Origin of the sequence: Rhizobium sp. AC27/96, from assembly GCF_001692325.1 — a bacterium.
Lineage (GTDB): Bacteria > Pseudomonadota > Alphaproteobacteria > Rhizobiales > Rhizobiaceae > Rhizobium.
The window spans coordinates 430,117-442,993 of the sequence record NZ_LXKN01000032.1 but is presented as its reverse complement, the minus strand read 5'-3'; the positions used below and the strand labels follow the sequence as shown (position 1 = coordinate 442,993).

Genomic DNA, 12,877 nt, shown 5'->3' with positions numbered 1-12,877 from the left:
CTACGGCCAGCCCCCAAGATCGCGCGAAACGGTATCCGAAAATCAAAACGAACCTCTATTCATCCCTTGTCCACGACAACCGTTTCCAGTCGCCGTGGAATTCCCTCTGGAGCGGTTTCAGGCCGCTCGCTGTTCTCTCAATGCGCGCCGCAATGCACGAAAAAATGCCGCCCGAAATGGCCGCAACAACCTCTTCCCCGACCAGAGCTAATCAAAATGGCCGCAGGCGTCAGCATCCATTTTTGACGTGAGATGGCTTGGGAACTTTGCGCAGATGAACCTCCGCAAGTTTGGCCAGGGGAGACAGATTGCCTCATTCGCAATGACGGTCTCCTTGAAATGCCAAGCACCCGCCGGCCAAAGCTTTCGCGAGCGCGCCATCGAGAATGACCAGCTTTTGCGCCTGGAACTGCGCATATTCCTCGTAGAAGCCGCGAGAAATCCAGATCGGCGAATATCCCGGCCGCCCAATCCAGCCCAGCGCTCCGGTCGATTGAGCTTCCGACATCTTCCGGCTCGCATGCGTGTTCGAAAGACCGGTGGATCGGGCGAGATAGGTAATCGAGCGGACATCCGTGAGATACCGGTCATGCCCCGGGAAGCTCTCCTGATCGACACCCGCGATCAGCCGGTCCATCAGCCAGCCACCTGAATCAATCGAGGTGAAGATCCTGTAATGGGGTCCCGGCGCGCGCACCTGCGGACTGAAGAACAAGGCATCCGCCACGATCGGCTGGATCAATGGCAGCAAGCTTTCCCATTGCGTGGAAAAGCGCGCGTATCTTTGCCCGTCATCGAGCAGATCGAGTGCCTGGAAGTGCAGGTTGTACCAGAGCGCCAGGAGAGACAGGGATTGCGGGGATGGTTTGGCCAGTCGACCATGGCCAACCGCCCGATCGTCTATCAGCTGAATCACGCCGTACTTCATGGATTCTTCGAAGAACGTATAGGCTGTGTTGCGGCTCGAGAGACCAAGAAAGGTTCCAAGAAGGCCAAGACTCCGGCGACTGAGGCCTGGCTCTATGTCACCGATGGGCCGGAAAAAATGCGCCATTGCCGCATGGCTTAGAAGCCAGCGCTGCTGTGTCGCAAACAGTGCAGCGGTCCGCGGCGACGTCTTGTGGGCCTCGAACATCCCGGAAGCCAGGAAAAAAACGGCGCGCGGGAACGATTGCTGCGCAATCAGGTTGCCGACGTCGCGAGAGGGCGGAACATTAGCACCCTGCCTTGCGAGAGGCGGCGCTGATGCCGGACGTTCTATAATCTGCTCCATGCGCCCTCCGGCTGGCGCATCAGCCAGCGCAATAATTCCAGGTCCTCGCTTGAGCATGCCGATCCGCGCATTGCCCGGAACCGCGCTGGGGCAGTACCGCCGAGGCTAAAAAACTTCTCACATTCTCAAAATATGAGAAGTAAATGCCTCATCATTTATGACTTGTCAACGACAATGTTTCTCATATTATCCAAATCTGAGAAGCGAAGGGGATCGAATGGCGTATTCGCCAAAAAGGTGGGTATTCTAAAGCGTGAGTCACAAACCTCACCAAAACCACTGGTTCTCCCAAAAGGAACTGAGCGGATGCCCGTAGCCAGACCCATTAGCCCGTCCTACACCCTGGGCGTCCTGACCGTTGCCTGCACCTTGTCCTATCTCGACCGGCAGATTCTTGGCCTTCTGGTGGAGCCCCTGAAGCAGGATCTCAATCTGACGGATGTGCAGATCGGCCTTCTGCAAGGCTTCACCTTCGCCATTGTCCTGGCAGCGGCCGGATTGCCGCTGGGTCGCTGGGTCGATACCGGAAGCCGTGTACGGATTGCCGCCGTCGGAATCGCGCTCTGGAGCATCATGACAGCCGCCTGCGGCTTTGCCGGCAGTTTTGAAACTCTTTTGCTGTGCCGGGCAGGTGTCGCTCTGGGAGAAGCGGCCCTCACGCCTGCCGCCTATTCCCTCATCAGCGATCTGTTTCCAAGCCGGCGACGTGGGTTCGCAATAGGCATTTACAGCTCAGGCGCGTTCATGGGAGCCGGCCTATCACTGGTTTTGGGAGCAACGGTTCTTCATCAGTTGCTGCAGACCGGCAATGGGTTCCTTCTGCCCGGTACGGAGCATATATGGCAGATCGTATTCGTCGTGATCGGGCTGCCGGGTATCGCCATCGCCTTCTGGGTGGCAAGCCTCAGAGAGCCCGCGAGACGCTCCGTGACGAATCCAGGCACGGTACCCGGCGCAGCGGAGGTGCGGTCTTATTTTGCCGACAATCGGGTAGAACTCGCCAGCCTTTATCTCTGCCTGGCCTTCGCGGCGATCCAGTCCTACAGCTATAGCGCCTGGGTTCCCAGCGTGCTGATCCGCACCTTTCACATGCCGCCCATCGCCATCGGCTTCAGTTTGGGGCCGATCTTTATCGCTTGCAGCGTTTCCGGGCTGATCTTTGGCGCGGTGCTGGGCGATATCCTGGTCAGGCGCGGTATTACCGCCGCTCGCCCCATGCTCATGCTCGGCGGGGCGCTTGCCGCGTCCCTGTTCACGGCAGCGCTCCCCTTCGCATCGACCCTGAACACCGCGCTCGTCCTGATAGCCATCGCGTCATTTTTTACCACCATCATCGTGGCAAACGGTCCTCCCGCGCTTCAGGACATCACGCCGGCGCGCATGCGCGGCGTATCCAGCGCGGTCGGCATCATGATCGTCACGCTCATCGGTATGGGCCTTGGCCCGACACTGGTCGGGTTTATCGGTCAGAACATCATCGGCGATCCAAACAAGATCGGTATCGCACTCAGCATCGTTTCGACCGTCGCTCTTGTCATCTCCTCGGCCTTGGCACTGGTGGCGAGCCTCAACTATAGGCTGGAGCCGGACAACAGCGCATCGCCCGCAGCGTAAGGGCCGACGTTCCCCAAGCAATGCCACCTTTTAAGGATTGAGATTGTTATGCTTCCTGCTCTCACCAACGAGAACTTTTGTCAGAAGACCAACAATCCTGATAAGCGCGGCTGGTCGCATATCCAATGCTCCCTATTCTTGTGAGACGTTCACACCGCTCTTATAGAACGCCCCGAGAGAATTTTTGAAAGCGCATTGAATGTCGGCCTACGAAGTCCTGGTTTCCAACATCACCCAGAGTTTTCTCGATCATGGCTATGAGGTCATGACGATGAGCAAACTGGCAAAATGTTGCAATATCACCCGGCGCGGGCTCTACCATCACTTCAGCAGCAAGGAAGAAGCCTTCCAGGCGATGGTCTACCAGAACAACGCCCGCACACGGCAAGACAGTATGCGGGAGGGCGCACGGCTCTTCCTGGCCGGCTCGAATGTGCTTGATATCGTCACGGCTGTTCTTGATGTCCGCTATGGCGATACGAGAAGAAGGCTGGCGCGGTCGCCCTTCGCGCTTGAAGTCAACGACTACGCGTTTCGCCTCTGCCGTCCGGTGATGATTGAAGCTGCAGCACTTTTCCAGGCAGATTTCGCCGCATTGCTCGAACAGACCATAGCGACAGGTCTCCTGGCGCTCCGGCCCACAATCTCGGTCGAAACCCTGGTGCAGCTGCTCTGCGACGGTGCTCGCGGAACCAACCAGAGCTTCTTTGCGCCATTGCCAGAGGAAATTGCCGTGCGCTACCGGGAAATGAGCCAAGCAATCCTTTATGGTTGTGCGGGACAGGCCAAGCTGTAGCGGATTTATCAAAGCTCCCGCGACTGCCACGCGCCCAAGGATAACGAGCGGCGACATCGGCATGGGTGCCACAGAAGCGGGCAAGCGCCCTTTTGCGTGGTCGAAGCTGCCCTAATGTCATACTATCCGGTGACCTTGGCGAGCCCAGTCTATCCGGGGAGGAGCAGAGCGCATGGCTGTCACCGAACCCAAACCAATATCCCGTGCCGCGGCGATGGCCTATGCGATCGGTTTGCCGCTGATGTTGCTCGCGCTCGTCTTTCTGCCGGTCGGACGCCTCGGCTGGCGGCCCGGATGGATCTTCATCGCCTTCCTGGTCGTCATCTACGGTGTGGCGATCTCGGTCCTGAAGCGGGTGAATCCGGCGATCTTCAGGGCACGCAATCGCTTTCAGGCCGGCACCAAGCGCTGGGATGTAATCCTGGTGTCATTGATTTGCTTGGGCATGGTCGCGGAAATTCCGCTCGGGACGCTTGATGCCGGCAGAATGTTGTGGTCGGTCGTGCCGCTTTCCGTCGTCATCCTCGGCTATGCCCTGCTTGCTGCCGGCATCGCGCTCGGTGCCTGGGCGCAGGCGGTCAATCGCTTCTTCGAACCCGGCGTGCGTCTGCAGCGCGAGCGCGGCCAGCATGTCATCAGCACCGGCCCCTACGCATATGTGCGCCATCCCGGCTATGTCAGCGCGATCCTGGTGTTTGCCGGCCTGGCCTTGGCATTGGCGTCCTGGTGGGCGCTGGTACCGGCTGCCTGGGCAAGCGGGCTTCTGGTCTTGCGGACAAGCTGGGAGGATGCATTGCTGCGCGCCGAGCTCGATGGCTATGCCGATTACGCCAGACGTGTGCGGTTTCGGTTGGTGCCAGGCCTCTGGTGAACGCCGGGGCAAACCTTGGCTACCACCTTCGGCGCTGCCTACCCTGTGACATAACCGATAGCATGCTAATCGCATATTGACTGCCAGGGCCTGCTTTGATCTTTTGGCGGGAAAGCACAATGCCTGACGTTCCAACGAGTTGGGGCGTCCGGGAGGAACAGCAGGGCATATGATGATGGAGGCGGTGCGGGCGGTCAGCCTGAAGAAGGTGGCGATTTCGTTTGAAATGGCCAACAAGACCCGGTTCGATGCCGTGTCCGCGACCGATCTGGATGTCGGCGCGCATGAGTTCGTGGCCATCGTCGGCCCGACAGGTTGCGGCAAATCCACACTCTTGAATGCGGCAGCTGGGCTTTTGACACCGGCATCCGGCACGGTCGAAATATTCGGCCAGCCGCTGAAAGCGATCAATCGGCAGGCCGGCTATCTCTTCCAGCAGGATTCGCTGATGCCGTGGAAGACGGTGCTGCAGAATGTTGCGATCGGGCTGGAGATCGCTGGTGTCGCTCCGACCGAGGCAAAGAAGAGCGCTCGCGAATGGCTGGCGCGTGTCGGCCTTGCCGCTTTCGCCGATCGATTCCCCCGCATGCTCTCAGGCGGCCAGCGCAAGCGTGTCGGTCTCGCACAGGTGCTGATCCGCGATCCGAAGCTGCTCTTGATGGACGAGCCGTTCGGCCCGCTCGATGCCCAGACCCGCCTGATCATGGGCGATCTTCTCTTGAAGCTCTGGTCGGAGGATCGCAAGGCCGTCATGTTCGTCACCCATGACTTGGACGAGGCGATCGCTCTTGCCGACAGGGTCGTCATTATGTCCGCCGGTCCGAAATCCCGCATCATCGGCGACTTCAAGGTCACGCTCGAACGGCCGCGCGATATCGCCGAGATCCGGCATGATCCCGTGTTCATTCAGCTGCACCGGGATATCTGGCAGGCACTGCGCGATGAAGTCATGACGGCCTATCTCCAGACCAGCGGAGAGACCGCATGAACCGCTCCCTCCTCCTGTTGCTGCAGATCCTTGTGGCCGTCGTGATCCTGCTGGTCTGGCATCTGGCGACCACCACCACGCTTTTCGGCAATCCGAAGACCGTATCCTTCTTCTTTGCCGATCCCTTGAAGGTGGCGCAGCGCGTCGTGCAATGGTTCGCAAGCGGATCGATCTGGTACCACCTCTGGATCACGCTGTCGGAATCCCTCCTGGCCTTCCTGCTGGGCTCCTTCGGCGGCATCGTTTTCGGCTTCTGGTTCGCGCGCAAGCCGTTGGTCGCCGCCGTCTTCGACCCCTATGTAAAGGCGGCGAATGCGCTACCCCGCGTCGTGCTGGCGCCGATTTTCGCCCTGTGGTTCGGCCTCGGCATCTGGTCCAAAGTCGCGCTCGGCATCACGCTTGTCTTCTTCATCGTGTTTTTCAACGTCTACCAGGGCGTCAAGGAAGTCAGCCAGCCTGTCCTGTCCAATGCGCGGATGCTTGGCATGAACGAGCGCCAACTGCTGCGCCATGTCTACCTGCCCTCGGCATTGTCGTGGGTATTTTCCAGCCTGCATACTTCCGTGGGTTTTGCGGTTGTCGGTGCTGTTGTCGGCGAATATCTGGGCTCGGCTGCTGGCCTCGGCTACCTGATCCAGCAGGCGGAAGGCGTTTTCGACGTGACGGGCGTCTTTGCCGGCATGGTCGTGCTGACGGCCTTCGTCCTGATCGTCGATTGGCTGGTGACCGTGGCCGAACGCCGGCTACTCGCCTGGCGCGGCCAGTAGAACACATAGAATGAGGAAATGGAGGAGGACGACATGGAACGCAGGACATTTCTGATCGCAACGGCAAGCCTTGGCATCGGGGCTTCGCTTAGCGGCATTCTGCCGGCTGCGGCGCAGGATGCCAAACCGGAGAAGCCCGATCTCTTGATCGGTGTCGGCGGCAAGCCGCTGCTCTACTATCTGCCGCTGACGATCGCCGAGCGAAAGGGCTTCTTCAAGGAAGAGGGCTTGAACGTCACCATCAATGATTTCGCCGGCGGCTCGAAGTCGCTGGAAGGCCTGATCGGCGGTTCGCTCGATGTGGTGGCCGGCGCCTATGAACACACGATCCGCATGCAGAACAAGGGACAGGACATCGTCGCGATCTGCAATCTCGGCCGCTTCCCAGGGATCGTCATCGCTGTGCGCAAGGAACTTGCTGGCGAGATCAAGTCCATGGCCGATATGAAGGGCCGCAAGATCGGCGTGACCGCACCCGGCTCATCGACGGCGCTGATGTTCCAATATGCCATGCTGAAGAACGGACTGAAGGTCGACGACGCCTCGCTGATCGGCGTCGGAGGCGGTGCCGGGGCAGTTGCGGCGGTCAAGAGCGGGCAGATCGACGGGCTCTCCCATCTCGATCCGGTCATCGCGCAATTGCAGTATGACGGCGATATCACCGTCCTGCTTGATACCCGCACCGAAGCCGGCACGCGCGCGCTCTTCGGAGGTCCGAACCCGGCCGCCACCGTTTATATCAAGCGCGAGTTTGCCCAGGCCAATCCGATAACGACGCAACGGACGGTCAATGCCTTCATGAAGGCGCTGAAATGGCTCGGGACGGCGAGCCCCGAGGATGTCGCCGGCGTCGTGCCCGAGGAATATCTGCTCGGCAATCGCGACCTCTACATGCAGGCCTTCAAGAATTCGAAGGAAATGTATTCGCCTGACGGCATGGTCACAAAGGAAGGCTATGATTCGATGATGGGCGTCCTGAAGACACTCGATCCGGAACTCGCCAATATTGACGTGCCTTTCGAGAAGACATTCGATCCGACCTTTGCCAAGGCCGCAAAGACCTGATCGACGCAACATCGAACGCGGATAAGTTGAGAACCGGCTCAAGCGAGCCGGCTCTCAATCTCTGGGCGGAATGCCTTAGGCGATGACGGCGCGCTCTTCGCTCCGGGCGTGCTCCTGCCGCAGGCTGCGGGCGGCTTCGACCATGTTGACGAGTGCCGGCTTCACCTCTTCCCATTTGCGGGTCTTCAATCCGCAATCCGGATTGACCCATAGCTGGCCATCCTGAAGACGCCTGCGTGCCAGCGACAGAAGATCGGTCATCTCGCTGACGTCTGGAATGCGCGGCGAATGGATGTCGTAGACGCCGGGGCCGATCTCATTCGGATATTTGAAGTTCCTGAACGCATCGAGAAGCTCCATCTTCGAGCGAGACGTCTCGATGGAGATGACATCGGCATCCATCGCGGCAATGGCGATGATGATGTCGTTGAACTCCGAGTAGCACATATGCGTATGGACCTGGGTCCCATCCGCAACACCGCTTGAGCACAAGCGGAAGCTTTCGACTGCCCAATCGAGATAGGCCTGTTTGTCCTTGTGTCTGAGCGGAAGACCCTCGCGAAGGGCTGCCTCATCGATCTGGATCATCCTGGCACCGGCCTTTTCCAGATCGACGACCTCGTCACGGATCGCAAGCGCAATCTGTCGGCACGTTTCGCTGCGGGCGATGTCGTCCCGAACGAAGGACCAATTGAGGATGGTGACCGGTCCGGTCAACATGCCCTTCACCGGCTTCTGCGTCAGCGATTGGGAATATTCCCACCAGCGAACGGTCATCGGGTTCGGCCGGGAGACGTCACCGAAGATGATCGGCGGACGGACATAGCGCGAGCCGTAGCTCTGCACCCATGCATGCTGGGTGAAGGCAAAGCCCAACAATTGCTCGCCGAAATACTGCACCATGTCGTTGCGCTCGAATTCGCCATGGACCAGCACGTCGAGACCGATTTCTTCCTGCCAGCGGATGGTGGCTTCCGTTTCCTTGCGCAGGAAGGCCTCGTAGTCGACATAGCTGAGCGTGCCCTTGGCGTGGGCCGAGCGAGCCTTGCGAACCTCCGGCGTCTGCGGGAAGGAGCCGATCGTCGTCGTCGGGAAGAGCGGCAGCTTGATCGTTTCCGCTTGCACCGACCGACGCTGCACAAACGCGCTCTTGCGCTGCTTCATGGCGGCATCGACCCCGGCAAGGCGGCCGCGCACCAACGGGTCGGTCACTTTCGGCGAGGAGGCGCGTGCAGCGATAGCCCTGGATGCGGCGTCGACTTCCACTGAAACGGCAGCCTTTCCTTCGGCAAGGCCACGGCCGAGCGTCGCAAGCTCAACGAGCTTCTGGGTGGCGAATGCCAGCCAGCTCTTGAGGTCGGCATCAAGCGCCGTCTCAAGCTCAAGATCGATCGGAACATGCAGCAGCGAGCAAGATGCCGCCACTTCGACGCCTTCGACACCGCGAGCCGCCGCGACAGGCTGAAGGCGGTTGATGATCGACGCGAGGTCCGCCCTCCAGATGTTACGGCCATCGATGATGCCGAGTGACAGAACCTGATCTCTGCGAACGGCCTTCACGACATCATCGAGTTGGCCCGGCGCACGCGTCAGGTCGACGTGAAGACCGGCAACCGGCAGGTCGGTGATAGCAGCCAGATTGTCGGCAAGGCCGCCGAAATAGGTCGTCAGCATGATCTTCAGATCCGGCACCGCCTCGGTCAACGCCTTGTAGGCGACCGAGAAGGCATGACGCTCGCCCTCGGTCAGATCAAGAACGGCGATCGGTTCGTCGATCTGCACCCAATCGGCACCGGCAGCGCTCAGCCGGCGCAGCAGTTCCACGTAGACCGGAAGCAGTTTCGACAGCAGGCCCAGCGGCTTGAAGGTTGCCGATCGGGCCTTGGCGAGCTTCAGGAAAGTGACCGGTCCGAGAATGACCGGGCGCGTGTGAATGCCGAGCGCCCTTGCCTCGAGGAAATGATCGACGGGCTTCTGCGAGGTCAGCGTGAAGTCTTGGTCCTCGGCAACCTCGGGCACCATGTAGTGATAGTTGGTGTCGAACCACTTGGTCATTTCAAGCGCCGGCACACCATGGCCATGATGCGTATGGCCGCAATCGGCATGGCCATCGCCCTGGCTGCCGCGCGCCATGGCGAAGTAGGTCGACAATGAAACGTCGCCGCCCTTCCAGCCGTAGCCGGAGGGGATGGCACCGACCATGACGGCGGTGTCGAGGACGTGATCGTAGAAGGAGAAATCGTTGGAAGGGATGCGGGTGATCCCGCTGTCGCGCTGAAGCGACCAGTTTTCAGCCCGGAGCTTCCTGGCGGTTTCGATGAGTTCGCTCTCGGGAATCTTTCCGGACCAGTAGGCTTCGAGCGCGAATTTCAGTTCGCGATGGCGACCGATACGCGGAAAGCCAAGAGAAGCGACTGGGACAGTTTTGGTTGGCATAGTCATACCCCATTGGTTGTGGGGGCATGGGTCAAGCGGACGCGTGCGGACACGGCCAATATCGGCCAGCCGCAGCAACCACCGGGACACCCCGCCCGTGGACGTTATTTTGTTGTGGCAGGTCTCCTGGCTTACGGGTCGTCACCTTTGTCCGTCTTCCCAAGGCTCATCGCCTCAGTGACATGAATGGACATTGGCTCGCCGCTCACAGTTGCGGGGGCAGCCCCGGAGTAGCCGATCTCTCGACGCACCGGATTCCCTCTTAGCTCTGGAGCGAATAGAGTGCCCCAGAGAAACATAACGCTGGGGATTTCGCACCAAGCGCGCAAAATTGTCAATAGATATAAACAAATCTTTATATGTTTATTTGCTCCGGCTGCTCTCTTTAATCCAACCGGAAGCTAACCCGGATCATCGCGGCTGCGAGGTTGGTTCAAGGACCGGCCTGACCGCATCCACTGGATTTCGTTGCAGAAAATAGGTGGGGGTCCATGGCCGCATGCAGGTCAGAATAAAGCGCCGATAAACGAGGGTTCGAAGCTTGTTCCGCAGATTGGCATTCTTCCGCTGCGCCCTGGCAATAGGCCCGTGCGACTGGAGCTGAATGGCGGCAAAGCCCGCTGCCGACAGTAGCGGGGTCAACTCTTCGGAACGCAGGCCGCTGCCAAAAGGCAAGGCCTCCATGATGCGAGAGTGGCGGCTGCCTAGAGCCCCGTCATAGTTCTGGTCAGCGCCGATGAAGCGGTCGATCAACGAAATCAGCAGCCTGGCAATCTGGCCGCTCGGCTTCGGCTTGGCCCAATCGCCGTCGAAGATCACGAGGCGTCCGCCGGGCTTGAGCAGCCGAAGCCATTCCTTGAAGGTCTCTTCCGGCTGCGTCAGCGTCCAGACGAGATGCCTGCAGACGATCGCATCATAGGCCGCATCCGGTTCCATCGTCTGTTCGGCATCGGCCAGCAGAAACCGAAGACGCGGCTTGCCGGCATGCTTCTTGCGCGCAACAGCGAGCATCGCTTCGGAAAAATCCAGCGCCGTCACCTCGTGACCGAGATCATGGATGAGCCGCGTTACCTCGCCGGTGCCGCAGGCAAGTTCCAGCACGCGCTTTGGCTGGGAGCCAAGTGCGGCGCGGATCGGCCTCTGCCAAGCATCGGCCTCGGGGCCGGGCGCAATCCTGTGGCCGAACGCTAGATCGAAGGTCTCCGATCGTTTCGACCAATAGTCCCTGATTTCTTCCTTGAGGTGGAAATTGGCACCGTCCATCAGATCAGCCCGCCATATATTGAATGTTGCAGCGGCCGTGGACGGTGGACTTCTGGACATGGGCGCGTACGCCGAAGACCCGCTCGATCAGCTCCTGCGTCAAGACTTCCTCCGGCGGTCCGGCCGCCACCACCTCACCCTTTTGCAGCACGGCGAGACTGTCGCAGAACATCGCCGCCAGATTGAGATCGTGCAACGCGACGATGGAGGTCACGTCGAGCTTGGAAACCAGGCCCAGAATGTCGAGCTGATGCTGGATATCGAGATGGTTCGTCGGCTCATCGAGCAGCAATTCGCTCGGGGTCTGTGCCAGCGCCCTGGCAATATGAACACGCTGCCGCTCACCGCCGGACAGGGTCTGCCACAGCTGCCCGGCCCGATCGCGCATGCCGACACGCGCAAGCGCATCGAAGACCGCCGTATCATCGCCGGTGCTCCAGGAGGAAAGCGGGCCGCGATGCGGTGTCCGGCCAAGACGGACGACATCGATGACGGTCACCTGCATGTCGGTGGTCGCCTGCTGCTCCACCAGCGCGACACGGCGGGCGATATCGCCACGCGAAATGGAGGCGATATCATCACCGCCGAGGCGGATGACGCCGCTCTTCACCTTGCGGAGCCGGCAGATCAGCCGCAGAAGGCTGGATTTGCCGGAACCGTTCGGCCCGAGGAGACCCAGCACCTTTCCCTTTTCCACCGTCAGGCTGATGCCGTTGACGATCAGCGTGTTGCCGGCGGCAAAGGTCACCTTGTCGACCGCGATGCTCATGCCGTCCTCCGGGCGCGATAAAGAATGATGGCGAAGGCGGGAGCGCCGAACAGTGCGGTCACCACACCGATCGGCAGGATCTGCTGGGGAATGATGATCCTCGAGACGATATCGGCCCCGACCATGAAGATCGCCCCGCCGAGCGCCGACGCCGGCAACAAGCGATCGTGATTGGGACCGACCATGAAACGGGCCGCATGCGGAATGACGAGCCCGACGAAGCCGATCGAGCCGACAATGCTGACCACCGCCGCCGTCATGAATGCCGTCGTTCCGAGCAAGACTATTTGCGCGCGGCGCACCGCTATGCCGAGCGAAGCCGCGGCATCGGTTCCGAAGACGAAAGCGTCGAGCACCCGGACGTGCGCCATGCAGATCGCAAAGCCGATAATGGCGATCGGCCCGGACAAATAGACATCCGGCCAACGCACACCGCTCATGGAGCCGAGCAGCCAGAACATGACGCCCCTCGCCTGCTCGGCATTGGCCGATGTGGTGACGATATAAGAGGTCAGTGCATTGAAGAGCTGCGAGCCGGCGACGCCACAGAGAATGATGCGCTCGCTGGTGCCGCCGACACCGGCTGCCAGCAGGCCGACAAACAGAAATGCCACAACCGCACCAATGAAGGCGCCGCTGGAAAGAGTGAGTATTCCATAGCCGAGCCCGAGGATCATGATGCAGACGGCGCCCGTGGAGGCACCCGCCGAAATGCCGAGCACATAGGGCTCCGCAAGCGGATTGCGCAGCAGGGCCTGCAGGATCACACCGCTCAAGGCCAGCGATGCACCGGTGCTTGCGGCAACGAGCGCCCGGCTCAGGCGATAGTCCCAGACGATGCCCTGATGAATCCGGCTAAGCGCGAAATCCGTTCCGAGCAGCCGGTTGGCGACCGCCTTGGCGGTCGTCGACAACGGGATCGAAATCTCGCCGATCGAGACCGCAAGGCTGATCATGAATGCCAGAAGCGCCAGCGCAGCCATGGTGAGCGCCAATAGCGCCCACCTCTGCCGCCGTTCTGCAATCAGGCGCATT

The 12,877-nt window shown here is 60.3% G+C and carries 11 protein-coding genes and 1 riboswitch; of the genes, 6 read left to right on the top strand and 5 right to left on the bottom strand.

The window, feature by feature from the left end; all coding sequences use genetic code 11:
• Positions 1–313 precede the first annotated feature (313 nt).
• The gene (locus A6U86_RS23705) at positions 314–1,273 is read right to left on the bottom strand and encodes a hypothetical protein (RefSeq protein ID WP_068395885.1); all 960 of its coding nucleotides are present in this window, start codon (positions 1,271–1,273) and stop codon (positions 314–316) included.
• Positions 1,274–1,579: 306 nt separating this feature from the next.
• Between A6U86_RS23705 and A6U86_RS23700 the strand changes: the two genes are divergently transcribed.
• The 6 genes from A6U86_RS23700 to A6U86_RS23675 all read left to right on the top strand — a co-directional run bounded on the left by A6U86_RS23700 (position 1,580) and on the right by A6U86_RS23675 (position 7,374).
• Positions 1,580–2,887, top strand: a complete 1,308-nt coding sequence (locus tag A6U86_RS23700) for an MFS transporter (protein WP_244510062.1) — start codon at positions 1,580–1,582, stop codon at positions 2,885–2,887.
• Between the two features lie 199 nt (positions 2,888–3,086).
• The gene (locus A6U86_RS23695; RefSeq protein WP_068395882.1) at positions 3,087–3,683 is read left to right on the top strand and encodes a TetR/AcrR family transcriptional regulator; all 597 of its coding nucleotides are present in this window, start codon (positions 3,087–3,089) and stop codon (positions 3,681–3,683) included.
• 172 nt (positions 3,684–3,855) lie between these two features.
• Positions 3,856–4,554 carry an isoprenylcysteine carboxylmethyltransferase family protein gene (locus tag A6U86_RS23690; RefSeq protein ID WP_174073601.1) on the top strand — a complete coding sequence of 233 codons (699 nt, stop codon included), beginning with the start codon at positions 3,856–3,858 and terminating at the stop codon, positions 4,552–4,554.
• Positions 4,555–4,723: 169 nt separating this feature from the next.
• Positions 4,724–5,542, top strand: coding sequence for an ABC transporter ATP-binding protein (locus tag A6U86_RS23685; RefSeq protein WP_068395878.1), 819 nt, complete (start codon positions 4,724–4,726; stop codon positions 5,540–5,542).
• On the top strand, positions 5,539–6,309 hold the full coding sequence (locus A6U86_RS23680; protein WP_068395876.1) for an ABC transporter permease: 771 nt from the start codon (positions 5,539–5,541) through the stop codon (positions 6,307–6,309). The genes A6U86_RS23685 and A6U86_RS23680 overlap by 4 nt, the downstream gene beginning before the upstream one ends.
• Positions 6,310–6,342: 33 nt before the next feature.
• Entirely contained in the window at positions 6,343–7,374 is a 1,032-nt protein-coding gene (locus A6U86_RS23675) for an ABC transporter substrate-binding protein (RefSeq protein ID WP_068396112.1), read from the top strand.
• Between the two features lie 75 nt (positions 7,375–7,449).
• On the opposite strand, the gene metE is transcribed toward A6U86_RS23675, so the two are convergent.
• From metE to A6U86_RS23655, 4 genes are all read right to left on the bottom strand, one after another.
• Entirely contained in the window at positions 7,450–9,810 is a 2,361-nt protein-coding gene (metE, locus tag A6U86_RS23670) for a 5-methyltetrahydropteroyltriglutamate--homocysteine S-methyltransferase (protein WP_068395873.1), read from the bottom strand.
• A 98-nt stretch (positions 9,811–9,908) separates the two neighbouring features.
• Positions 9,909–10,115: riboswitch (cobalamin riboswitch) on the bottom strand.
• A 106-nt stretch (positions 10,116–10,221) separates the two neighbouring features.
• On the bottom strand, positions 10,222–11,073 hold the full coding sequence (locus tag A6U86_RS23665; protein WP_083196950.1) for a class I SAM-dependent methyltransferase: 852 nt from the start codon (positions 11,071–11,073) through the stop codon (positions 10,222–10,224).
• 4 nt (positions 11,074–11,077) lie between these two features.
• Positions 11,078–11,842, bottom strand: coding sequence for an ABC transporter ATP-binding protein (locus A6U86_RS23660; RefSeq protein ID WP_068395870.1), 765 nt, complete (start codon positions 11,840–11,842; stop codon positions 11,078–11,080).
• Positions 11,839–12,876: an iron ABC transporter permease gene (locus tag A6U86_RS23655; protein ID WP_068395867.1), complete on the bottom strand. Its 1,038-nt coding sequence runs from the start codon at positions 12,874–12,876 to the stop codon at positions 11,839–11,841. The genes A6U86_RS23660 and A6U86_RS23655 overlap by 4 nt, the downstream gene beginning before the upstream one ends.
• Position 12,877 lies beyond the last annotated feature (1 nt).